This is a genomic window from Robbsia betulipollinis, from assembly GCF_026624755.1.
Taxonomy (GTDB): Bacteria; Pseudomonadota; Gammaproteobacteria; order Burkholderiales; family Burkholderiaceae; genus Robbsia; species Robbsia betulipollinis.
On sequence record NZ_JAPMXC010000001.1, the window covers coordinates 2,117,536 to 2,139,367 of the forward strand.

Annotated in this window: 22 protein-coding genes and 1 tRNA gene; 11 read left to right on the plus strand and 12 right to left on the minus strand. The window is 60.7% G+C overall.

Features of this window, described 5'->3' with window-relative positions; all coding sequences use genetic code 11:
- Positions 1-888 carry a class A beta-lactamase gene (gene bla, locus OVY01_RS09220; RefSeq protein ID WP_432422200.1) on the minus strand — a complete coding sequence of 296 codons (888 nt, stop codon included), beginning with the start codon at positions 886-888 and terminating at the stop codon, positions 1-3.
- A 146-nt stretch (positions 889-1,034) separates the two neighbouring features.
- Here bla and OVY01_RS09225 point away from each other — a divergent pair, with 146 nt between their 5' ends.
- The 3 genes from OVY01_RS09225 (at position 1,035) to OVY01_RS09235 (ending at position 3,487) form a co-directional block, all read left to right on the plus strand.
- The gene (locus OVY01_RS09225) at positions 1,035-1,424 is read left to right on the plus strand and encodes a hypothetical protein (RefSeq protein WP_267847155.1); all 390 of its coding nucleotides are present in this window, start codon (positions 1,035-1,037) and stop codon (positions 1,422-1,424) included.
- Between the two features lie 183 nt (positions 1,425-1,607).
- Complete coding sequence (locus tag OVY01_RS09230; RefSeq protein WP_267847156.1) at positions 1,608-2,681, plus strand: alpha/beta fold hydrolase; 1,074 nt, start codon at positions 1,608-1,610, stop codon at positions 2,679-2,681.
- A 35-nt stretch (positions 2,682-2,716) separates the two neighbouring features.
- A complete protein-coding gene (locus OVY01_RS09235) occupies positions 2,717-3,487 on the plus strand; it encodes a DUF72 domain-containing protein (protein WP_267847157.1) in 771 nt (256 codons plus the stop codon).
- A 96-nt stretch (positions 3,488-3,583) separates the two neighbouring features.
- Here the strand turns inward: OVY01_RS09235 and OVY01_RS09240 are convergent, their stop codons facing one another.
- On the minus strand, positions 3,584-4,261 hold the full coding sequence (locus OVY01_RS09240; RefSeq protein ID WP_267847158.1) for an O-methyltransferase: 678 nt from the start codon (positions 4,259-4,261) through the stop codon (positions 3,584-3,586).
- A 715-nt stretch (positions 4,262-4,976) separates the two neighbouring features.
- Between OVY01_RS09240 and OVY01_RS09245 the strand changes: the two genes are divergently transcribed.
- Both OVY01_RS09245 and OVY01_RS09250 read left to right on the plus strand, forming a co-directional pair.
- On the plus strand, positions 4,977-6,584 hold the full coding sequence (locus tag OVY01_RS09245; protein WP_267847159.1) for a PKD domain-containing protein: 1,608 nt from the start codon (positions 4,977-4,979) through the stop codon (positions 6,582-6,584).
- Between the two features lie 314 nt (positions 6,585-6,898).
- Positions 6,899-8,935: a hypothetical protein gene (locus tag OVY01_RS09250; protein ID WP_267847160.1), complete on the plus strand. Its 2,037-nt coding sequence runs from the start codon at positions 6,899-6,901 to the stop codon at positions 8,933-8,935.
- A gap of 423 nt (positions 8,936-9,358) precedes the next feature.
- On the opposite strand, the gene OVY01_RS09255 is transcribed toward OVY01_RS09250, so the two are convergent.
- The 10 genes from OVY01_RS09255 to OVY01_RS09300 all read right to left on the minus strand — a co-directional run bounded on the left by OVY01_RS09255 (position 9,359) and on the right by OVY01_RS09300 (position 14,819).
- Complete coding sequence (locus OVY01_RS09255) at positions 9,359-9,781, minus strand: type II toxin-antitoxin system VapC family toxin (protein ID WP_284700847.1); 423 nt, start codon at positions 9,779-9,781, stop codon at positions 9,359-9,361.
- Positions 9,778-10,032 (minus strand): type II toxin-antitoxin system Phd/YefM family antitoxin, encoded by a 255-nt coding sequence (locus OVY01_RS09260; protein WP_267847162.1) that lies wholly within the window; start codon positions 10,030-10,032, stop codon positions 9,778-9,780. Before OVY01_RS09260 ends, OVY01_RS09255 begins: the two co-directional genes overlap by 4 nt.
- 106 nt (positions 10,033-10,138) lie before the next feature.
- Positions 10,139-10,498 carry a type II toxin-antitoxin system HicB family antitoxin gene (locus OVY01_RS09265; RefSeq protein ID WP_267847163.1) on the minus strand — a complete coding sequence of 120 codons (360 nt, stop codon included), beginning with the start codon at positions 10,496-10,498 and terminating at the stop codon, positions 10,139-10,141.
- A 218-nt stretch (positions 10,499-10,716) separates the two neighbouring features.
- Entirely contained in the window at positions 10,717-11,127 is a 411-nt protein-coding gene (vapC, locus tag OVY01_RS09270) for a type II toxin-antitoxin system tRNA(fMet)-specific endonuclease VapC (protein WP_267847164.1), read from the minus strand.
- Entirely contained in the window at positions 11,127-11,357 is a 231-nt protein-coding gene (gene vapB / locus OVY01_RS09275; RefSeq protein WP_267847165.1) for a type II toxin-antitoxin system VapB family antitoxin, read from the minus strand. The genes vapC and vapB overlap by 1 nt, the downstream gene beginning before the upstream one ends.
- A gap of 353 nt (positions 11,358-11,710) precedes the next feature.
- Positions 11,711-12,457 carry a metallophosphoesterase family protein gene (locus tag OVY01_RS09280; protein ID WP_267847166.1) on the minus strand — a complete coding sequence of 249 codons (747 nt, stop codon included), beginning with the start codon at positions 12,455-12,457 and terminating at the stop codon, positions 11,711-11,713.
- 159 nt (positions 12,458-12,616) lie between these two features.
- Positions 12,617-13,183, minus strand: coding sequence for a tyrosine-type recombinase/integrase (locus OVY01_RS09285; protein ID WP_267847167.1), 567 nt, complete (start codon positions 13,181-13,183; stop codon positions 12,617-12,619).
- An 82-nt stretch (positions 13,184-13,265) separates the two neighbouring features.
- A complete protein-coding gene (locus OVY01_RS09290; RefSeq protein WP_267847168.1) occupies positions 13,266-13,454 on the minus strand; it encodes a hypothetical protein in 189 nt (62 codons plus the stop codon).
- A 166-nt stretch (positions 13,455-13,620) separates the two neighbouring features.
- Positions 13,621-13,705: transfer RNA gene (locus tag OVY01_RS09295), tRNA-Leu, on the minus strand.
- A gap of 172 nt (positions 13,706-13,877) precedes the next feature.
- Positions 13,878-14,819, minus strand: coding sequence for a CysB family HTH-type transcriptional regulator (locus OVY01_RS09300; protein WP_267847169.1), 942 nt, complete (start codon positions 14,817-14,819; stop codon positions 13,878-13,880).
- A 343-nt stretch (positions 14,820-15,162) separates the two neighbouring features.
- On the opposite strand from OVY01_RS09300, the gene OVY01_RS09305 reads away from it, so the two are divergent.
- The 6 genes from OVY01_RS09305 to cobA all read left to right on the plus strand — a co-directional run bounded on the left by OVY01_RS09305 (position 15,163) and on the right by cobA (position 21,743).
- The gene (locus OVY01_RS09305; protein ID WP_267847170.1) at positions 15,163-16,833 is read left to right on the plus strand and encodes a nitrite/sulfite reductase; all 1,671 of its coding nucleotides are present in this window, start codon (positions 15,163-15,165) and stop codon (positions 16,831-16,833) included.
- Positions 16,834-16,990: 157 nt separating this feature from the next.
- Entirely contained in the window at positions 16,991-17,578 is a 588-nt protein-coding gene (locus OVY01_RS09310) for a DUF934 domain-containing protein (RefSeq protein WP_267847171.1), read from the plus strand.
- Positions 17,575-18,393 (plus strand): phosphoadenylyl-sulfate reductase, encoded by an 819-nt coding sequence (locus OVY01_RS09315; protein ID WP_267847172.1) that lies wholly within the window; start codon positions 17,575-17,577, stop codon positions 18,391-18,393. Before OVY01_RS09310 ends, OVY01_RS09315 begins: the two co-directional genes overlap by 4 nt.
- Positions 18,394-18,473: 80 nt before the next feature.
- Positions 18,474-19,424: a sulfate adenylyltransferase subunit CysD gene (gene cysD / locus OVY01_RS09320; protein WP_267847173.1), complete on the plus strand. Its 951-nt coding sequence runs from the start codon at positions 18,474-18,476 to the stop codon at positions 19,422-19,424.
- Between the two features lie 20 nt (positions 19,425-19,444).
- Positions 19,445-20,764, plus strand: a complete 1,320-nt coding sequence (locus OVY01_RS09325) for a sulfate adenylyltransferase subunit 1 (protein WP_267847174.1) — start codon at positions 19,445-19,447, stop codon at positions 20,762-20,764.
- A 205-nt stretch (positions 20,765-20,969) separates the two neighbouring features.
- Entirely contained in the window at positions 20,970-21,743 is a 774-nt protein-coding gene (cobA, locus tag OVY01_RS09330; RefSeq protein ID WP_267847175.1) for a uroporphyrinogen-III C-methyltransferase, read from the plus strand.
- Positions 21,744-21,832: the final 89 nt, after the last annotated feature.

A 21,832-nucleotide genomic window follows, 5' to 3' on the forward strand; every position in this document is an offset into this window, starting at 1 on the left:
CTAAAGACCCTCGACGACGATTTTGGCCGCCGCGGCCAACACCTCCTTGCGGGGAACGGCATCCTTTCGCGGCTGGGTGAAATAGATCGCCAGGATCACGGGCGCGTGATTCTCCGGCCAGATCACCGCGACGTCGTTCGTGGTGCCATAGTCCCCGCTGCCGGTTTTATCCCCCAGAACCCAGGCGGCCGGCACGCCCGCGCGAATGCTGGTGGCGCCGGTGGTATTGCCTTTCATCCACGCCACCATCCGGGCACGCTGCGCTTCGCCGAGTGACTGGCCCAATGTCAGGTTCCGCAGGCTTTTCGCCATCGCCAGTGGCGAGGTGGTGTCGCGCCGGTCCCCGGGGAGGGCCGTATTCAGCGTGGGCTCCGTGCGATCCAGACGAAACGTGGTATCGCCGATGGCGCGGGCGAACCGTGTGACGTTATCCGGGCCCTCCAGGTAGTCGACAAGCTTGTTCATCGCGGTGTTGTCGCTGTATTGCAAGGCGGCGGCGCTCAGCTCGCCTATCGTCATGCCGGTGTCCAGGTGTTTCTCGGTGATTGGATTGTAGTTGACCAAATCCGATTTATCGATATTTAGCCTGTGGTTCAATAACTCATCATCGGTCTCGCTTTTTTTTAAAATCGCCGATACCGCCATTATCTTGCTGGTGCTGCACAAGGGGAAACGCTTGTCGCCGCGATACAGGATTTGGGAGTTATCCGCGGTATCGATCAAGGCGACGCCCAGACGGCCGCCGGAGTGCTTTTCCAAGGCCCGCAGCTTTTGTTTAATGGCTTGTGTGCGAGAAGGCGTTTCGGCCCACGGCGGAGAACCGCCAAGAAATAGCGGCGTCACGATGACGGTCATCAGGATTTTCCGGAGAAAATTGTTTTCGATCACGCAGGGCCCCCGGTTAAATTAAAAATCAACGACTGGTAAATGAATTCGATATTGAAGATTTCAATTTCTTTGCCGTAACTGCTAGAGCAGTTTCATTAACTTCCGGCGAGCAATTCCATCGCAATGGCAAACATTATCTCGCAGGGATGGCCGATGTCTTGCGCAATCAGGCAGGGAACATTCCGGTGACGGTCGTCACGATCGATCCCATGGCCCTTGATAACGAACTTGGTGAAGCGATCATCGCGAACAAACCGGGCCAGATCATGCGGGTTCATACCGTTTCGGTCCGATCGAACCAATATGGGCCGCTCGCCTCGACATGGCAACTCGATATCGACAACGTTTCGCAGCATCCCGTCGCACCGAGCGGTACTTCTGCGGGACAGGTGGCCGTCACCCGTCGGACGATCTATCGCGTGCGGGTTTCCGGCCCGACATGCATGGGGTCGCTGTCGAGCGAGGGTAGAGTGGTCGTTGCGCTGCATCGGGCTTACCCGCGACAGGTCGATGCCCTTTGGCAGGAGCCGGCGTGACAGAAACGCGGGCACCTTTTTCATTTGGCGCGTAAAGTTTGAACACGACAATGAAAAGCGTCGCCCAGCGCGTTGTTGCGCCGCTCGCCCCGCGCATTCCGGCGCCGGATAGGATGACTCACCGTGTTGCGATGACGCGTCCGGCCATGCACGGCAAATCCTTCCGTTTGCAAAATCGCACCCATGAATCTCCGTTTCTCCTTGCGCCGCCTTGCCGGTTTGTTCGTCACATCGGCCGCGATGATCTGTGCCGCATCCAGCGCTGCCGCCGCGCCCACGCCAGTGCAGGGCGATTGGGTCGCCCCGTCGTTCGCCTTTCACGATGGCGAGACGCTCAAGGCGATGCGCCTGCACTACATCACGCTGGGAGACCCGGGCAAACCTGCCATCCTTGTCCTGCATGGCACCAACCAGACCGCGCAATCGATGCTCGCCGGGAATTTTGCCGGCGAGTTGTTCGGCCCCGGGCAGCCGTTGGACGCGAACAAGTATTTCATCGTCATCCCCGACGGCATCGGCGCCGGGAAATCCGCGAAGCCTTCGGACGGGCTGCGCGCGTCATTCCCGAAATACGACTACAACGACATGGTGCTCGCCGAATATCGTCTGCTGACCGAGGGGCTGGGTATCGAACACCTGCGCCTCGTCATCGGTCATTCGATGGGCGGCATGCAGACCTGGCTGTTCGCCGGTCGGTATCCGGACTTCACCGACGGGTTTGTCCCCATGGCCGCACAGCCAACCCAGATGGCCGCGCGCAATTGGGCACTGCGTGCCATGCTGATCGAATCGATCAAGCGGGATCCGGCCTGGGATCATGGTAACTACACGACCCAGCCGCCTTCGCTGCAACTGGCCGGTCTCATGTTCAACTTCGCGACCAACGGCGGCACCCTGGCGTATGAGAAAAACGCGGGAACGCACGCTCAAACCGACAAGATGGTCGAGGAGCGCCTCGCCGTGCCCGTCGCGGCGGACGCAAACGATTACCTCTACCAGTTCGCCGCGTCCGCGGACTACGACGCGATGCCGAATCTGCAGAAAATCAGGGCACCGGTTCTCGCGATCTTTTCCCGCGACGACGAGCGCAATCCGTTGATCACGGGGACCGTACAGGCCACCGTCAGGCGTTTGCCGCATGGGCAATTGCTCGTCATTCCCGCGAGCACGGAAACGTACGGGCACAACACCACGTTCTACGCGAAGTTCTATGCGAGCCGGTTGGCGCGGTTCGTCGCGACCTTGTCCGACCGCTGAGGCATCGGCGCTCGAACCTACTGCCGAGAAACACCATGATCCATGCGACGTCTCCCGAGTGTTCTCCCGCCGCATCACCGGTACGCATCGGGTGTGCGGGCTGGGGGCTGTCGGCCAGGGTAGCGGCGCGCTTTCCTGCGCCGGGCAGCCACCTCGAGCGGTACGCGCAGGTTTTCTCCGCCGTCGAGATCAACTCGTCGTTCTATCGTCCGCATCAGCCCAAAACGTATGCGCGCTGGGCGGCGAGCGTGCCCGATGCGTTCCGGTTCTCGGTAAAGATCCCACGGACGATCTCGCACGAACTCAGGTTGCGCGACGCGGAATCCGCCTTGCGCGAATTCGTGCAGGAGGTCACGCCATTGGGCAAAAAACTGGGCTGCCTGTTATTGCAGTTGCCTCCCGGCCTGGCGCTGGATCCGGCCACGGCACGCCCTTTTTTTGCGCTGCTACGCCATCTCACCACCGCGCATATCGTTTGCGAACCGCGTCACGCTACATGGTTTACGGAAGCGGGTGCGGAAACGTTGCAACATGCCGGAGTCGCTTGCGTGCGCGCGGATCCGGCGCCGGTCGCCGGCGTCGAACCGGTGGGGGATCCAAGCACGCTGTACATTCGTCTGCACGGCTCGCCCGAGATGTATTACTCGGCATACGACGAGCCGTTCATCGACGCGCTGGCTGCGCGGATGATCGACGCGCGAAACGCGAACGCCGAGGTCTGGTGTATTTTCGACAATACCGCGCGCGGCGAGGCGATTCCCAATGCGCTGACGCTGATGGAAAAGCTGGAGAAAACGGCTTGCTGAGACAGGTCGGCCAAGGCGACCCTGGCGGTCAGGCCGATCGTCACCGTCGGGAATCGACGAAAATCGCCCGAAAGCGGCGTGGCGAGGGCGTCGCTTTCAAGCCGGGTGGCTTGCCATCCGGGTCAAGGAAAACCCGTCCCAGCCCTTGCTGCCCACCGTTTGCAGCGCCGTGGTCGTCAAACGCTTGTCCTGCGCCAGCATGTCGAAGAACCTGCGCAGTCCGACGACATCCGCGTCGTCCGTACCCGGCGTGAGAATCCGGCCGCGTCGCGCCACGTTGTCGCCGACGATGATGCCGCCGGGTCGCAGCAGGTGCAGCGACAGTTCCAGGTACCGGGGGTAACTTTTCTTGTCGGCGTCCATGAAGATCATGTCGAACGGCGGGCTTTGCTCATCGATCAGGTGCTGCAGACTTTCCGCCGCGGCGCCGACAACCACGTGCGCGACGGATGACAGGTTCGCGCGCGCGAGATTGTCCCGGGCGATGCGCGCGTAATCCTCGTTGATTTCGAGCGACACGAGCGTGCCGTCGGCGGGCAAGGCGCGCCCCATCCAGATGGTGCTGTATCCGCCCAGCGTGCCGATTTCGAGTATGCGGGACGCGCCCTGCATCAGGGCGAGAAGGTGAAGAAATTTGCCCTGGTTGGCCGACACGCCGATCGCCGGCAGACCCGCCTCGGCGCTGCTGCGTAGCGCGGCGTCCAGCGCCGCGTCCGAAGGTACCAGTGCCTCGCAAAACAGCGCGTCCAGCGCGTCCCACTTTTTTTCGTCCATTCGCCAACTCCCTGAAATAGTCGTATCCGTTTTCCGCGCATGGCCAGCCGCCGGCTGCGCGCTGCTTGTCGGCAACTACGGATGGGGATTCGCCACACGTCTGTTTTGCCGAGTGTCATGCCATCCGTTCATTCTTCATTATCCAGTATCCGGCGGCGCGCGCGTATCGTCTGATCTTGCCCGGACTGCGCGCGGCCATTCCGGTATGTCGGCTTATTCACTGGAAAAATCATTATCAAAACCGACTGTCGAAAAATGCCCGGTACAAGCAGAAAATCGAGGGTAATCCCTCCAGGAATATGACGGATCTTCGGGGTAGAATTTCCCATTCGTAAAATTTATGAGAAATCTTATACCGCAATTGCTTGTTTTTTGAAAAATCCAACCAATTGTTAGAAAAGTCCAATTATCGGAATTTCCGCCGCAGGACGGACAGGTTTGTTGATATCGACGCTTTGTCGCGGTCCAGATCTGGCATCGGGGGTTTTCATGGGAAACGATAGGGCGGAACGCCTGCCTCGCTGAAGCGCGGATCCGATCCTTGCCGTCCGAATCGTGTGATGGATCGCCGTCGAAGGCAGAGCGGGGAGAACCACGAGTGACTTTCATCATCGTCGATCGTAACGGTGGAAAATAAATTAGCAATGCTTAATGAAATGATTTTTCAGATAAAACGTCATTTGTTAACGGGGCAATCGAGAGTTCAAAGGGAGACATGAAAATGATAAAGAGAATCAAAAAGTTCCAGTCATGCATGGTTTTGGCCATGAGTTTGGGTCTGGGTATCTCTGGCTGTGGCGGAGGCAACCATGCCGCGTCCGCGACGGATACCACGAGCTTGAAAGCGGGCGCCGGTGCCGCGGAGATCGTGTTCCCGAGCGCGCTGTTCGCCAATCCAGGCGCGGTCGAAGGTTTCGGTGGAACGATCCACGACAATCCCCACGCCAGAGTGATGGTGTTGGAAACGAACAGCAAGGTTGCGATCGTTGCGCTGGAACTGGTAAGAACCGACGCCGATGGCGTTGCCCTCGTCAAGGACATCGTCAATCAATATACCGGTACGCCGAAGAACAATATCTGGGTGCATTCGAATCACACGATCACCACGCCGCACGAGCCGAGCGATGCCGCCCTGAAGAGCTTGTGGATGGCGTCCCTCAAAGCCGCGATCACCACCGCCGCGCAAAACGCCGCGACATCGTTCCAGCCGGCCACCGCGGGGTTCGGCACCGGGACCAGCGACGTGAATGAAAATCGAAACGTCCTGATGTCGGACGGCCAATATCATATCGGTCTGGGCGGCACGCTGGCATCCAACAAAAACATGACGATTCTGCGGGTGAACGCCGTGTCGTCCGGCAGCCCGATCGGTTTTATCATCAGCTATGGCGTCAAGCCGACAGCCATCGATAACGCAGGGCAGGCCGCGGGCGTTCGGCAGATCTCGTCCGATGTGCCGGGCTTGGCCAGCACCATGATGGAACAGCAGTTTGGCGCGCCCACATTGTTCCTGATGGGCGCCAGCGGGGACCAGACGCCGAAATACGATGCCTTGCGCGCCGTGGACAACGGCGGCGGCAATGTGACGGACAACGTCGACTTCTATCCCATCGTCGGCATGACCTACATCATTCAACAAATGACGGCGCTGGGCACGCAGATGGGTAACGATGCGATCGCCATCGCGAAAAACATCGCGGCCAGCGAGACCCACCAGATCATTTCCTACGACACCACAACCTTCCAGTGGCCGGATTCGACGCAGGATGCCCTGGAGGACCTGCAGGTGGATTCCATCCGCTTCGGCAACGCGGCGTTCATCGGATTCAAGCCGGAGATCGATGCGGTGACCGAGCAGCAGTTGCAGGCAGCGGCGCTGCAATTGGGCTTCTCGCATGTGATGCTCGACTCGTTCCTCGCCGGCGATGCGAAATACATGCCGCATGCGGCAGCCTATACCGCGCCTTTGACGGTCGAAGCGAAAAAGACCGGTTTCGCGGTGGGTGCAGCCGAGGAGCTGGTGACGACATCGCTGAAACTGTTGAACGGTTTTCTGGGATCGAGTCCTGCCGACACGACGCCGCCGTCGGCTCTGACGACGCTGTCGACGACGGCTGCCACCACCGGGCCGGTGACGATCACCGTATCGGGCTACGATGATCTCAGCGGCGTCGCGGCCATCACGACGCCAAATGGCACCATCGTTCAGGGGACCACTGCGACTTATTCCGTCACCACGAATGGAACCTACAACTTCACCGTCACGGATAATGCCGCGAATACCGCGACCATTCCGGTGACCGTGTCGAACATCACGCCCTAGGATGACAAGGCCGGATTCACGGTGTCATGCGTCACCGACGCTGTGAATCCCGGCCATTACCGGATTGCCCACCCGGGTAGGCATATCGAGAATGGCAGAAAGAACGTTTTCGCTGACGAAAGATCGGTGTGCCGAACTTCGCCTCCGCGTGAGCGATTTCGGTTTCGAGTCTCGCGACCCTTCAGGGGACGCCATAGTGCGAGGCTCGCCTACGGTGACCGCCTATGGGAGATACGCAAGTCCATCCACTGCAAGTTTTCTTGCTCATCAACCCCATATCCAGTCGGTCATCATTTGAAAGGAATACCTTTTCGATGCCGAAGATTCTGCCCAACCCTCCCGTCGCCTCGCATCCGCTCGCGACATTGTCTGGCGAAGGCAACAACCGCGCCGCAAGCATTGCAGCGTCGGTCAACCCATCCCCTACGCGTCACCGCGACGGGTTCCCCGGCTTGCAACCTAGGGCGAGTCGTGACCGCTCGGCTCCTGACGTCGGAGCGGGGCCCGCGCAAAAACTGCGTGCCGCGACAGGCAAAATGATGCAACAAAAAGCAGAGCGGCGCACGAAGGCGCAGGAAAACGTGCGCAACCTCGTGGACAATATCCCCCGTTTAGTGCAAGCGCAGCGACTGGAAAAAGCCGCCTACATGGACCGCACCGCCGCGCTCATCTCAACAAGCGCATACCAGCAGCCGGTGGCGCGCGAGGGAAGGGTGACCCGGAATGCGGAGGGCCAATTGGTCTGCACCGACCCCACCATTGAAGCGGTGCTCAGGTTTGTCCAGGCAAAATATCCTGCGGAAACCCGGGATGTGCACGTGTCGCCGGAATGCTCGATCAGCTTTCCTCTCGAAGCGCAAATTCTCGTCAAGACAGCCCTGTTCGAAGAAGGCTGCAAGGTAAAAAATCTCAGTCTGGCGGACGGTACGAACACTGAAGTCAATATCAATCTGACAACCTATTCGTTACGCCAGGCCATCAAGAAAGGTCCGGGAGGATTCGCGCAGAGTGCCACGCTCGACTCGGTGCTTCCGCAAGCGGCCGATCCTTCCGCATCCGAAGCACCGCTTCTCCCGGAACATCCCTTCAGCTTCTTGAAGGATATCCGCTATACCGTCGACAGCGCTTCCAGTTCGTTGAAGGCGCTCGTCGAACGATCTTTGAACGATGTCGACCCCGTCACGCTGGAATTTCGCGGCCGATTGGGTGCCCAAGCAATCCATTCCGTCATCAGTCAGAAGCGGATGAGCAAGGAACTCGGCATCGCCGTCGCGGCGAGTTTGGCGGGCAGCGGCGCCATCGCGTATGCCATGGATGTGTGGGCATGGGGTTCGGTCGTCAAAGTATTGGCCGAACGATTTGGTCCGGAAAGCAGCCAGGCGAAATGCGCCGAGGTCATACTGGATTCGTTGACGCCGCTTCTCGCCGAAACGCTGGATTCACTGGTGATCAAGCGGCTGCTGGGGGTTTTCAAGAATGAGCCCTTGTTGCCGGAGTCCGTCGAAGAATTCACCGATGACCTGAAAGGCGCGGCGCTGTCGGGCGCGATCGCAGCTGTCGGGTCCGTCGCGAACAACGGCGTCGGATCGCTCAAAGGCTGGGGGTGGATGCCGCTCAACATATTGACGAATCAGATCGCCGCATCGACGTCGGGCGCCATGGTGCCGCATGAAATCGCTGAATCGCATGAGCAAATGACGCAGGGCGTCATCCAGCAAGTCAAAAACGGCTTTTTTCCACAAGTGGAACTGGCCGGCGAGGCTCATGCCACTTCCCGGGAAGCCGGCAAAGCGCTCGAGCGTCAGGTCAAGAGCGATACGACAGGGGCCCTGGGTGTTTCCCGCGGCGACGGCCTTGCGATCAACTCCATGGGCATAGGCTCCCTTCTCAGTCTGGCGGCTTTCCTGCCGATCGACAGCGCGACGCGCGCGAGGAAGCTGGACGATTCAGTCAAAAAAATCGTCACGATCGTGGTGAACACGCCGACGGAAGTATTGAGTCTGGCCACGGGAATATTCACGGCCAATCACCTGAAAATGGGCAGGTTCATGACCACGGACGCCGAGAAGGATCGCCGGATGGTCGAGCTTATCGCCAGCAAGGCCATCGCGCGTCTGAACCATCCCGAGCGGTCTTCCATCGAGATCACCGAAAAAGAATTGCAGGCCATCGAGCATCCTTCGTTGGCGTTGACGTTTCCGGCAGGCAAAACGATCGTCGGGGTGATGAATGGCGTGGTGGAGTTGATGTCGCGCGCATGGGCCGCGACGCAACAGCATCCTTCGAACAACGAACGCGATACCGCGAACCCGGTGCATGACATGCCCGGCAGCTTCCCTGCCGAAGCCTGACGTCATTCGGACAGTGGTCATGGGCAACCCATGCTCGACCCAGGCCAATGAGTGCCCGCCGGAATTTCGGTTTCTTCTTCGGGTGCCCAGGCAAACGCCTGCGCTTTCATGGGGAAGGAGGCATTCAGCCGAACGCCGCTGTGTACGATCTGGACATGCCGTGCTTACTGTCAGTCCATTGGTGTAGTGCTACCGACACGGGTGTGTTTTCGTACAATTTTGCTGAAATTCAGAAATGGCTGAGGCGTCGCTCATCCTTTGACAAGGCTGGACTTTGACTGGAATTGAGGAAGGGTATGGAGAGGAGATGCTACCCGGCGCCGGCAGCCAAAAGCCTTGCTGGGTAAGGGCTTGAGCGGGGTTGGCGTAAATTTGGCGTAGGATACGGCCGCTCATCGCCAGTGCCAGGGCCCCGGGAATTGACTATCGCGAGTTCATCCAAGGATTGAAGAGCGAAACCCCGGTCGAACGGAAATCGGCAGTATTACGTGTCACGACCGTCATTCCATGAACAATCGCGGTAGCAGCGATCAGCGCATCGCGCTCGGCGCGCAGGTCGGGGACGTGCAACTTGGCACATTGGATTGCCGCAACCTGATCGAAGTCTAATACTCGATCGGCGAACATGGGCAAGACCTTGCCATCCAGCCAGGACCGCAGGACCGCCCCCTGCGCTGCGTCCTTGCGTTCTTTCCGCAAAACGCCCATTTCGAGTTCGAAAACGGTAATCGCTGAAATGAACTGTGCGGCAAGCGGTTGCGATGCTGCCCATGCAAGCACGTTCACGTCCGCGCGCGCGGGTACCCGCAGTTCCGATATGACGTTCGTGTCGAGCAAGAACATCAGGAAAGGTCTGCCTCTCGAAAGAGTCCGCCAACACGCGGCGCTTCAAAATCGATGTCGCATTCGTCAGATTGTGCCAATGCATCGGCAAGGGTCATCGTCCCACCAGACAGTTTCCGATACTCGTCGATGCTCAAAAGGACGTGGGACGGCCTGCCGCGGTCGGTAATGAAAACCGGACCTTTGAGAGCCGTTTTCTTTGCTTCACTTGCCGACTGATTAAATTCCCGACTGGTCATGGTTAGCACGGTCATGTACACCCCCCCAGTAAAATTGTAGTTATGTTACTACTAATGGTGCCGGTGGTGCAAATTCTCGACTTTTCCGGAGGTGTGCGGTTTGCCGTGCATGTGAATCACGTCAAGCCCGCCCTTGCGCCATTTCATGTTCCGCCGCGAGTTCGAGGAATGCTGAGCGAGACATGCGCAAGGCGCTTGCTGTGCGATCTATTGGCTGAACTAGTCGCTCCGGCAGGCTGATATTTAGCCGTACCGCCTGAGTGCTGAGTTTGGACAAAGCACTATCGATAAGCATCCAAAACCCTCCCTGGAAGTCAGCCTGTGTCGCAAGCTTTCTGGCGCCGGACGGCGGGGGAACGATCTCCCCGCCTGCGAAATGCGCCTCCACAGCCTCCCGTGCATTTACCGTGATCTCGCTTTTGCAACGAAGGTAGCGCGCCGGTGTGCCTTCCGTAGTAGCGGGACCATTCTTCAGGTGCAATCAGGGAGGGCGACGATCGATGTGGAAGTACAATCACGAACGCCCGCATATGGGCCTTGGCGGAATCACACCAATTCAGCGGCGCCAAGCCGGAGCATGACCTCTACTTACGCCTCGCTTTAAAAGCGGGGAGATTACCCGCCCATTACTTAAAAATTCAACGACTTAGGTCCGAAAAAACCAGCTCTCGGCTGGTTTGGTTTTGGAGAAAAATTTTCCTAGATACCTGCTTCTGTCCAGTCTTCGACACGCAGACCCGGTACCCGCTCGAACTCGCGTAGGTTGTTTGTGACCAGGATGAGACCTTCAGCCCGAGCATGTCCCGCAATCATCTGGTCATATGGGCCGATTGGCTTTCCTGCCTTCGCCAGCTCCGCCCTGAGCTGGCCGCAGTGTGCAGCGGCATCGTGATCATAATTCAGCACATCGAGCCGCGTTGCAAAGCCTTCCACGACGGCGAGATTCTTCTCGGGCATGGCTGATTTTTCCGCACCGTAAAATAACTCCATCAACGTGATGGCACTAACGCACAGCTGCCCATGGTATCGATTGAAGCGATCTCGCACGTAACTCGGCTTGTTTTTTATCGTGAAGATGCAAATATTGGTGTCGAGCATGTACTTCAGCATCAAAATGCCTCGCGCTGCTGCTCGTCTGGTTGCTCGCGCGTGGACATAAAGTCCGCACTGACGCTGTCACCATCAAACCAGCTGTTCCATGACTCTCCTGCGGGCGTAAGAATGCGAGTACGGCCCACGGCAACGACATCGACTCGCGTTACCCCATCCGGCAGCGCCACGGATTTAGGCAGCCGCACGGCTTGACTGCGGTTGCTTTTGAAAACGGCTCCCTGTTCCATGGTTCCTCCTGGGATGTGGCTGGCATGTGCTCAATTGTAGGTTGCGCTTGGGATATGTCAAGCGTATATCCCGGGTGGTATGGTGAATCGACGTTCACCATCGTGTTGCAAATGGAACGCAAGGGGCAGGGCGATGAAGGAGGAAAAAAGACGACTTGTCGCATGGGAAAACACATAGCCCATTGATTTTGCTACGTTTAAAGCGGGCTCGAATCCCGCATATATCGTGGGTTTGGTGATCGGCTGGTTTTCGGCTGGCGCGGTCATTTAGGACCTGGTCTGACAATGACAGCTATCGCCCAAAATGCAGACGGACGTGCACCGCCGACAAAAGTGGGCCGCTTACGAACACATTAGCGTAGGTTAATGAGTCCAGCGCTTACCGGAGTTGCCCAACTAGGGCGACCATTCACTCTGCATACATCGGCGGCGGACGCCCAGTCATATTCGACCGAATGAAACTCAACGGTCCATCGCGTTGCCAAGCGCGTCGCTATTGCATAACGTGCGTGCGGAGAGCCTGTTTCGATCTTGTGCGGAAAAGGATGAACGTCGCTATACGCTTGTAAACCTACGCTCCCCGGATTGACGACAAGGCGTCCATCGGACAGTTGCACTGAGCGTTGAATATGCGTGTGCCCGCATAATATCAACTCCTCTCCATCGGCTGTACCGGCTCTTGCTTCGACTTCTTGCTGTGTTGCCTGACGGCACCCGTCGGATGTTACTGTTTCAAGGAAATATTCTAGGTCACTGGCAGGGGTTCCATGTACCAGCAGTACGTCTTGCGCTATCCGCAATGACGTGGGAAGGTTTTCTATCCACTCCAGTTGGTCTTGCCGCAATTGCCTGTAAGTGTAAGCATCTGACTCGCCCATATTCACGACTACACCGGCCAACAACTGCCGTTCGTGATTTCCTTTGATTGTCGGGTAACCAAGCGGGGATAAGAAGTCCCCCGTTTGCGACGGGTAAAGCGAGCCTGATGCTATATCGCCAAGATTGACAACGAGGTCGACGTTCTGCGTCCGGATGTGACCGAGTATGGCTTGTAAGGCCGGTAGGTTCCCATGGATATCGGAAATTGCAGCGACTCGCATTTGATGATCCCACTGAAGATGTATGACATCGAGAGTGACGATCGCTAAATTACCATTTCATAAATTCGTGTGTTGGCTGGACTGCTGGAGTTAACGCGAACGGGAGGATCGATCTGCTACCCGTTTCGGCCATCCACCCGAAGCTTGCCAAATGGCAGTTCAGGCCAGAAATGGGTGATCGGTAGGGGCGCTCATACGCAACCAGGGACGCCGGTTGCGTTTCTCTAGCCGGAGGGAGGGGGAGCGTTTGCAGTCGCTCGCGTGCTTGTTGTAATAAACCATCAAAATTTTCAAGTCCCGGATCCCAACGATCCGAGCCAAATCAAGCACCTCGACCTTTTCAGCCAGTCGCGTGACCGCCTCATGCCGTGAACCATGAAAATGTAGTTCTTCTATCAACGCCGCCTTTTTCGCTTTTCGAAACAATGAGTCGACTTGCGAAGATTGCAGTCCAAAAACCGTATTTGAGTCGCATTCCTTAGTAATTGGTTCAAGCTTTTTGACAGGTTCCAACGCACTATTAGACAGCGGAACGCTACGCCCGAAGCCATTCTTCGTCTGGTCCAGCCGCCCATACCGCTGTTCGATATGCACTGGGTCCCAGGTAAGCCCGACAATTTCCCGGCCCGCATCGCAGTCTCGATGGCGAATTGAAATGCCACGCCAACCCTTGCCGAAATGCTGATCGGCGGTCCGTCCTCCTGGTACCCCTGCGTGTACAACCATCGCGTTTCCTCGTCCTCCGTTATCCGACGCTCACGCGGCTTCGCATCCTTCGGCCGCCTGACGCCCTTCGATGGACTATCGCTTACCGGCAAAACGTCTCCGCGACGGTCATATCGGTCCAAGCCAGATCCTTGCCCGCGATGATTTCTGCTTCTTTCTGCGTGGCCCATGCCACCGCCTGTGCTTTGGTATGGAACGACCCACTGAGTCGAACACGCAAACGGCATATCTCCGCGCGCCAGATGTTGTTGCGTTTTCGAATGGTCGCCATGCATCTCCCCTTGGCGTAATGGCTGGCGTAAATCTGGCGTAGAGAGGCCCGAAAAAACGCGAATTCTAGGTGCAAACAGTGTGAGAGGGCACAGCAGAAAAGGTTCCCAAAACCCTTATGGAATAAGGCTTTGCGACCAAAAGAGAACATGCGAGAAAAACAGTGGTGGTGCCCGGGGCCGGAATCGAACCGGCACGCCTCGCGGCGGGGGATTTTGAGTCCCCTGCGTCTACCAATTTCACCACCCGGGCGGTAACGCTGTCCGCTGGACGTATTGCCCAAACGGTCGTCGGCTGGCGACGAGAAGCGCGATTATGTCCGAATTTTCCCACGCCGACAAGGTCTCGTAGGGCGTGGGCGGAAAAAAACCGCGCCGAAGCAGGGTGTCACCCTTCGCGCCCGGCGGGAAAACGCGCCCGGGTCCTATAGCTCGTAATGCTCGCTCCCGCCCCGCAGCGCCTGATCCAGCAGCTTGCGATTCGTCTCCGGCGACAGCAATTCCACCAGCGCATAGATATAACTACGCAAATAGGTGCCGTGCTTCAACGCGATCCGCGTGACGTTCGCGCCAAACAGATGCCCGACCGGCACCGCCCGCAACAGCTTGTCGCGCTCGGCGTTGTACGCCATGTCCGACATGATCCCCACGCCCAAACCCAGCTCCACGTAGGTCTTGATGACGTCCGAGTCGATGGCTTCAAGCACCACGTCCGGCGCGAGGCCCCGGCGTTCGAAGGCCTTGTCGATCTTGGTGCGCCCGGCGAAGGCGGACCCATAGGTGATCAGCGGGTACTGGGCAAGGTCCTCGAGCGAAAGGTCCTTGCGCTCGGCCAGCGGGTGATCGTGCGTGACGACGGCGACGTGGAACCACTGGAAGCAGGGCAGGGAGGTCAGTTCGGGATAATCGGCGATCGCCTCGGTGGCGACGGCGAGGTCGGCCTGGTCGCGCAATACCATCTCCGCAACCTGCGTCGGATTCCCCTGTAAAATCGACAGATGCACTTTAGGGTAGCGTTTACGGAATTCGGCGATGGCGGCCGGCAACACATAACGGGCCTGGGTATGCGTGGCGGCGATGGTGAGGTTGCCCTGGTCCTGGGCGGCGAATTCGGCGCCCACGCGCTTCAGGCTCTCCACTTCCTGGAGAATGCGCTCGACGGAGGCCAGGATGAGCCGTCCGGGTTCGGTGAGGGAGCGCACCCGCTTGCCGTGGCGCCGGAAGATCTCGACGCCGAGTTCCTCTTCCAGCTCGATGATGGCCTTCGAGACACCCGGCTGCGAGGTGTACAGGGCCTTTGCCGCTTCGGTCAGGTTGAAGTTCTGCCGGACGGCTTCCCGGACGAAACGGAATTGATGCAGATTCATTGTCGTGACCTGTTCATGCGAATGTCGACGCTACCGGCGGGAGGGAGCGGGCCGGACCTGCCGGATGGTGAAGCGACGGCGCGCCCGAAAAGCACGGAATGCGCGGTCTGGCGTTCATAACCCGCGGGCATAAAGTAACTATTTTTTAGTCGTTTGAAATATAAGCCGAGTTTATTACGATTTACAGTTGGTTTCCATTCAGCTTGCTTTTCCGTCAGTGCGCCGTCGACCGTTGCGCGGCCATGTGGACCGTGTGACCTGTCTGCCGACCGGGATGGAAGAAGCGGCGGGAGACACCGGCGACGGCTCGATCCGTGCGGCTGGATAACAGAGAGTGGCCCCTATGTACCGATACGACCAGTACGACCAGCAAATCGTCGACGAGCGCGTCGCCCAGTACCGTGACCAGGTGCGTCGGCGGGTGTCGGGCGAGCTCGAAGAGGAAGAATTCAAGCCGCTGCGCCTGCAGAACGGCCTGTATATGCAGCGTCACGCCTACATGCTGCGTGTGGCCATTCCGTACGGCAATCTGACGAGCCGGCAGATGCGCATGCTCGCGGAGATCGCGCGCGAGCACGATCGCGGCTATGGCCACTTCTCCACGCGCACGAATATCCAGTACAACTGGATCGAGCTGGAAGAGACGCCGCTGATTCTCGAGAAGCTGGCGTCGGTCCAGATGCATGGCATCCAGACGTCGGGCAACTGCATCCGCAATATCTCCTCCGATCAGTTCGCCGGCGTGGCGCCGGATGAACTGGTGGATCCGCGGCCGTACTGCGAGCTGATGCGGCAGTGGTCGACGTTCCATCCCGAATTCGCCTGGCTGCCGCGCAAGTTCAAGTTCGCGATCGACGGCTCGGTGACGGACCGGGCGGCGACGCAACTGCACGACATCGGGATCCATATGTCGCGCTCTCCCGCGGGCGAGGTGGTGGCGACGGTGCTGGCGGGCGGCGGGATGGGACGTACGCCGATCCTGGGATCGGTGATCAAGCAGGATCTGCCGTGGCAGCATCTGGCGTCTTATTGCGAGGCGGTTCTGCGGGTGTACAACCGGTACGGGCGCCGCGACAACATCTACAAGGCGCGGATCAAGATCCTGGTGAAGGCGCTGGGGGCGGAGCAGTTCGCCGCGCAGGTCGAGGAGGAGTGGTCGCATCTGAAGGATGGCCCGGCGACCTTCACGGAGGCCGAGCGCGACCGTATCGCGGCCTGCTTCACCGATCCGGCCTACGAAACCCTGCCGGCGACCGATACCGCCTACGAGAACCAGTTGCTGGAAAACCGCGCGTTCGCGCGCTGGGTGCAGCGCAACGTGCGCGCGCACAGGCAGCCGGGCTATGCGAGCGTGACGCTGTCGCTGAAACCGAAGGACGCGCCCCCGGGCGATGCGACCGACGCACAGATGGAGGCGGTGGCCGACTGGGCGGACCGCTTCAGCTTCGGCGAGATCCGGGTGACGCACGAGCAGAACCTGGTGCTCGCGGACGTGAAGCGCAGCGACCTGTTCGCGTTGTGGGAGCTGGCGAAGTCGCAGAATTTCGGCGCGGCGAACATCGGTTTGCTGACCGACATCATCGCCTGCCCGGGTGGCGATTTCTGCTCGCTGGCGAACGCGAAGTCGATCCCCATCGCGGCGGCGATCCAGCAGCGTTTCGACGATCTGGATTTCGTCTACGACCTGGGCGACGTGTCGCTGAACATCTCGGGTTGCATCAATTCCTGCGGTCATCACCATATCGGCAACATCGGCATCCTTGGCGTCGACAAGGACGGGTCCGAGTGGTATCAGGTGTCGCTGGGCGGCGAGCAGGGCAATGCATCGCGCATCGGCCGGGTGATCGGGCCGTCGTTCTCGGCGGAGGAAGTGCCGGACGTGATCAGCCATATCGTCGATACCTTCGTGGCGCATCGCATCGACGAGGAACGCTTCAGCGAAACCTTCACGCGCATCGGCGTGGCGCCGTTCAAGGAACGGGTCTACGCGGCGCGGCCGAAGGCAACGGCGTGATGCGCGGTATGCGGCATGCGAGTAGGGTGAAGGGTGCGACGATGCGTGCGGCGACGGTCGTGGCAATAAGCACGGCAACAAGCGCGGCGATGAGCGCGGCGACGACGGATAGCCGACCGGGGCAGGCGATGCCGCGCGGCCGGCAAGGGAGTGACGAATGACATTGATCATCAGGAACCGGGAAGTCGTCGAGGACGACTGGCTCGTGATTGCAGCGAATCCCGCGGGCGGGCTGCCTTTGCCGGAAGCATTGCCGGCCGGCAAGGTCATCGTACCGCTGGCGTACTGGAAGGATGCGGGCGAGACGCTGCGGGGTCTGCGCGACAAGGGCGAACTGGGTATCTGGCTGGCGCCGGACGACGAGCCGGCGGACGTGGTGCCGGAGTTCGAGGCGATCGCGTTGCTGGCCGTGGATTTCCCGGTGTTCCGGGATGGGCGCAGCATGAGCACGGCGCGCCTGCTGCGCGAGCGCCACGGCTGGACGGGCGAAATCCGCGCGATCGGCGATGTGCAACGCGACCAGATCGGTTACATGGCGCGCTGCGGCATCGATGTCTTCGCGGTGCGCGCGGACAAGGACATCCACGACGCGCTGAAGGCGTTCGACGAGCTGACGCTGCATTACCAGGGCGCCGTCGACGACCCCCGGCCGTTGTTCCGGCAGGTCGCGCGTCCATCTGCGGCCGAAATCGCAACTAACAGTATTGGTGGCGATGCTGCCACCTTAGCGGACATAGCGCGATGAACGCCGTGTCGACGCTGGCGCCGGCCGGCGTGTCCGCGCTGGACGCGTTGCGCCTTGGCCCGGTTTCGCAGCCGCTCGACGAACTCGTTGGCGAACTCGACGCGCGGCTCGCCGGTATCGCGCAGTCCCACGCGCGCGTCAAGTTGGCGAGCAGCCTGGCCGCCGAGGACATGGTACTGACGCATGCGATTCTCACGCGCGGCGTGGGCATCGGCATCTTCACGCTGGAGACGGAGCGTTTGCATCCGGAAACGGTCGGCATGCTGGCGGTGATCCGAGAGCGCTACGGCTATGAGGTCGAGGCGCTGCATCCGGATCCGCACGCGGTGCAGGAATACGTGCGACGCTATGGTCTGAACGCGTTCTACGAAAGCGTCGAGCTGCGCAAGGCCTGCTGCGGCATCCGCAAGGTGGAGCCGCTGAACCGGGCCCTCGCGGATGTCGAGGCCTGGGTGACCGGGCAGCGGCGCGAGCAGTCGGTGACGCGGACGGCGCTGGACCACGTGGAACACGACGCGGCGCGCGGCATCGCGAAATACAATCCGCTCGCGGACTGGACAGAGGCCGATGTGTGGGCCTATCTGGACCGTTTCGCGGTGCCGGTGAATCCACTGCACGCACGCGGCTATCCAAGCATCGGCTGCGAGCCCTGCACGCGGGCGATTCGCCCCGGCGAAGACAGCCGCGCGGGACGCTGGTGGTGGGAGTCGCGCGATTCGAAGGAGTGTGGCCTGCATGTCGCCTCCGCCCCGCCGGACACTACCAGCATCGTGCCGCAAAGCATCCTGCCGACCGGCGGCGGTCAACACTCATAGTCAAGGCGCGTCCGCGTCCGCCCGCAGCGTTGCGATGCTGCGGGGCGCGGGCCGTACAAGCAGTCATCGAGGAATCTGTCATGGGACTATCGTCCGACACGCACGTCGCCGATCCGGCGATCGCCATCGATCATCTGGACTGGCTCGAAGCCGAGTCCATTCATATCCTGCGGGAAGTGGTGGCGGAATGCCGCAAGCCGGGCCTGTTGTTCTCGGGCGGCAAGGATTCGGTGGTGGTGCTGCATCTGGCGCTGAAGGCTTTCGGGCTGGGCGCGAACCGCAAGACGGTGTTGCCGTTTCCGCTGGTGCACATCGATACCGGGCACAACTTCGACGAGGTGATCGATTTCCGCGACCGCCGTACGGCGGAGATCGGTGCGGAATTGATCGTCGGTCATGTGGAGACGTCGATCGCGCGCGGTACGGTGCGGCTGCGCCGCGAGACCGATTCCCGCAACGCCGCGCAGGCGGTGACGCTGCTGGAGACCATCGCGGAACACGATTTCGATGCGATGATCGGCGGCGCGCGGCGTGACGAGGAGAAGTCGCGCGCGAAGGAACGGATCTTTTCCTTCCGCGACGAGTTCGGCCAGTGGGACCCGAAGGCGCAGCGTCCGGAACTGTGGAGCCTGTTCAATACCCGCCTGAACAAGGGCGAACACCTGCGCGTGTTCCCGATCTCGAACTGGACCGAACTGGACGTCTGGCAATACATCGCACGCGAAAAGCTCGAACTGCCGTCGATCTACTACGCGCATTCGCGCGAGATCGTGCGCCGCAACGGGCTGTTGGTGCCGGTGACGCGTCTGACGCCGCCGCGCGCCGACGAGACGCCCGAGACGACGACCGTGCGCTTCAGGACCGTCGGCGACATCAGCTGCACCTGCCCGGTGGAGAGCGATGCGGCCGATCTCGAAACGATCATCGCCGAGACGGCGGTGTCCGACATCACCGAACGCGGCGCGACGCGCATGGACGATCAGGCGTCCGAGGCGGCGATGGAACAGCGCAAGAAGCAGGGGTATTTCTGATGCCCGCTCACGAGACTCCCATGACCGAACATACGATACGCGACCTCGGCGTGCTGCGTTTCATCACGGCCGGCAGCGTCGACGATGGCAAGAGCACCCTGATCGGCCGTCTGCTGTACGACAGCCGCGCAGTGCTGTCCGACCAGCTGGGCGCGCTCTCGCGCGCGAAAAACAAGCGGACCGCGGGCGACGAGATCGACCTCGCGCAGCTCACCGACGGGCTGGAGGCGGAGCGCGAGCAGGGGATCACGATCGATGTGGCCTACCGCTATTTCGCGACCGCCCGCCGCAAGTTCATCATCGCCGATACGCCCGGACACGAGCAGTACACGCGCAATATGGTGACCGGCGCTTCGACCGCGCATGCCGCGATCATCCTCGTGGATGCGACCCGCGTGACGTTCGACGGCGACCGTACCGAGCTGCTGGCGCAGACCAAGCGGCATAGCGCGATCGTCAAGTTGCTGGGCATTCAGCACGTCATTGTCGCGATCAACAAGATGGATCTGGTGGCGTACAGCGAGACCGTGTTCGACCGGATTCGGGACGCCTACCGGGAACTGGCGACGCGGATCGGGCTGGAGAACGTGATTTTCGTGCCGGTGTCGGCGCTGAAGGGCGACAACGTCGTGGACCCGAGCGAGCGCATGCCGTGGTACGCGGGCGGCCCGCTGCTGACAACGCTGGAACTGCTGCCGGTGACCCGCAAGATCGGCGAGCTGCGCCTGCCGGTGCAGTGGGTGGCGCGACAGGACGGCTCCCAGGCGGACGACTTCCGCGGCTATATGGGACGTATCGAATCGGGCGAGATCCGCGTGGGCCAGGCGATCCGCGTGCTGCCGCGCGGAATCGACGCCGAGGTGGCGGAGATCATCGTGCCGGTGACGGGCGGTACCGCCTCGGTGGCGCGCGCGGTGGCCGGACAGTGCGTGACCGTGCGGCTCACCGACGACGTGGATGTGTCGCGCGGCGATATGCTGGTCGACCCGCTTGCCGACCCGGCGAAGGGCACGACGGCACGCAAGTTGGAAGCGGACCTGTGCTGGCTCGACGAGGAGCCGTTGTCGACGCAGCGCAAATATCTGCTCAAACAGACCACCACGACGGTTTTCGCGCGTGTGGCGGCCGTGCGGCACACGCTGGATGTGCACACGCTGTCCGAAACATCGGGCAGTCATCCCTTGCAGATGAACGATATCGGCGCGGTGTCGCTGAACCTGCAGAAGGCGATCGTCTGCGATACGTACGATGCGGAGCCGGCCACCGGCGCTTTCGTGCTGATCGACGAGACGACGTTCCATACGGTCGCGGCGGGGATGATCCGGGAATTTTCCGCCTGAGCCGCCACGGGGCCGTGCCGGCCATGCAGGGTAACGTCATATTATTGACGCGCGGACAAGTCGTGGTAAAAAAGCGGCATGGATGACGCGTCCGACGGCATGGCCTGTGGCGCAATGGCATGACGGGTTTGCCTGCGCAACGGGTTGGTTTGACGGCGTATCGGGTCTAACGGCATATCGGGTTCAACGGCGTAACGAGGCGGCAATGGGAAAGGTGTATCTGATCGGCGCGGGACCGGGCGCGGCGGACCTGATCACGGTGCGCGGCGCGCGTCTGCTCGCGCAGGCACAGGTGGTACTGCACGATGCGCTGATCGAGCCCGACATGCTGGCGCTGGCGCCGCAGGCACGCCTGATCGGCGTGGGCAAGCGGTGCGGCAAGCATTCCAGCGCCCAGCACTTCATCAACAAGCAATTGGTGGACGCGGCGCGGCAGGCCGAGATCGTCGTGCGTCTGAAGGGCGGCGACCCGATGCTGTTCGGCCGTGCCGACGAAGAGATGCGCGCGCTCGAAGCCGCCGGCATCGCGTACGAGATCGTGCCGGGCGTGACGGCGTCGCTGGCGAGCGCCGCGACGCTCAAGCGTTCGCTGACCTTGCGCGGCGTGGCGAGGAGCGTGGTGCTGGCGACCCGCAATCGCGAGGCGGGGTCGGACGAGATTCGCCGCCGCGCCGATGCCGATTCACTCGTCTTCTATATGGGGCGGGATAGCGCGCACGAGATCGCGGCCGAGCTGATCGAGGCGGGTCGCGACGGCGCGACGCCGGTGGCGATCGTCGAGGCCTGCTCGACGCCGCGCGAACGACAGTTCCGGATGACGCTCGCCGACCTGCTGGCCGGCCGGGCGCGCGAACTGCTCGACAGCGCCCAGCCCAGCGTGCTGCTGATCGGCGAGGCATTCGCCGATCGCGGCCGTGCGACGGCGGCGGCGTCGGCCGTAACGACGACCGGCCCGCACGACGGCCAGCTCGTGGCCTAGATTCCTTTCCTCCCGCGCGCCTGTGCGAAAGACCGCATCCTCCTGACTCGCCGCAAGGCTCGGAAATTGCTTGCTTCGTGGATCGCGCC

Bases quoted from the DNA above. Each gene is read 5' to 3' on its own strand.
- OVY01_RS09290 (WP_267847168.1), bottom strand. From the start codon at position 13,454: ATGGCGACCATTCGAAAACGCAACAACATCTGGCGCGCGGAGATATGC.
- OVY01_RS09300 (WP_267847169.1), bottom strand. From the start codon at position 14,819: ATGAATCTGCATCAATTCCGTTTCGTCCGGGAAGCCGTCCGGCAGAAC.
- OVY01_RS09235 (WP_267847157.1), top strand. From the start codon at position 2,717: ATGATCCATGCGACGTCTCCCGAGTGTTCTCCCGCCGCATCACCGGTA.
- OVY01_RS09325 (WP_267847174.1), top strand. From the start codon at position 19,445: ATGACCGAACATACGATACGCGACCTCGGCGTGCTGCGTTTCATCACG.
- vapB (WP_267847165.1), bottom strand. From the start codon at position 11,357: ATGGAACAGGGAGCCGTTTTCAAAAGCAACCGCAGTCAAGCCGTGCGG.
- OVY01_RS09315 (WP_267847172.1), top strand. From the start codon at position 17,575: ATGAACGCCGTGTCGACGCTGGCGCCGGCCGGCGTGTCCGCGCTGGAC.
- vapC (WP_267847164.1), bottom strand. From the start codon at position 11,127: ATGCTGAAGTACATGCTCGACACCAATATTTGCATCTTCACGATAAAA.
- OVY01_RS09230 (WP_267847156.1), top strand. From the start codon at position 1,608: ATGAATCTCCGTTTCTCCTTGCGCCGCCTTGCCGGTTTGTTCGTCACA.
- OVY01_RS09240 (WP_267847158.1), bottom strand. From the start codon at position 4,261: ATGGACGAAAAAAAGTGGGACGCGCTGGACGCGCTGTTTTGCGAGGCA.
- cobA (WP_267847175.1), top strand. From the start codon at position 20,970: ATGGGAAAGGTGTATCTGATCGGCGCGGGACCGGGCGCGGCGGACCTG.
- OVY01_RS09260 (WP_267847162.1), bottom strand. From the start codon at position 10,032: ATGACCGTGCTAACCATGACCAGTCGGGAATTTAATCAGTCGGCAAGT.
- OVY01_RS09305 (WP_267847170.1), top strand. From the start codon at position 15,163: ATGTACCGATACGACCAGTACGACCAGCAAATCGTCGACGAGCGCGTC.
- OVY01_RS09285 (WP_267847167.1), bottom strand. From the start codon at position 13,183: ATGGTTGTACACGCAGGGGTACCAGGAGGACGGACCGCCGATCAGCAT.
- OVY01_RS09245 (WP_267847159.1), top strand. From the start codon at position 4,977: ATGAAAATGATAAAGAGAATCAAAAAGTTCCAGTCATGCATGGTTTTG.
- OVY01_RS09225 (WP_267847155.1), top strand. From the start codon at position 1,035: ATGGCCGATGTCTTGCGCAATCAGGCAGGGAACATTCCGGTGACGGTC.
- cysD (WP_267847173.1), top strand. From the start codon at position 18,474: ATGGGACTATCGTCCGACACGCACGTCGCCGATCCGGCGATCGCCATC.
- OVY01_RS09310 (WP_267847171.1), top strand. From the start codon at position 16,991: ATGACATTGATCATCAGGAACCGGGAAGTCGTCGAGGACGACTGGCTC.
- OVY01_RS09250 (WP_267847160.1), top strand. From the start codon at position 6,899: ATGCCGAAGATTCTGCCCAACCCTCCCGTCGCCTCGCATCCGCTCGCG.
- OVY01_RS09280 (WP_267847166.1), bottom strand. From the start codon at position 12,457: ATGCGAGTCGCTGCAATTTCCGATATCCATGGGAACCTACCGGCCTTA.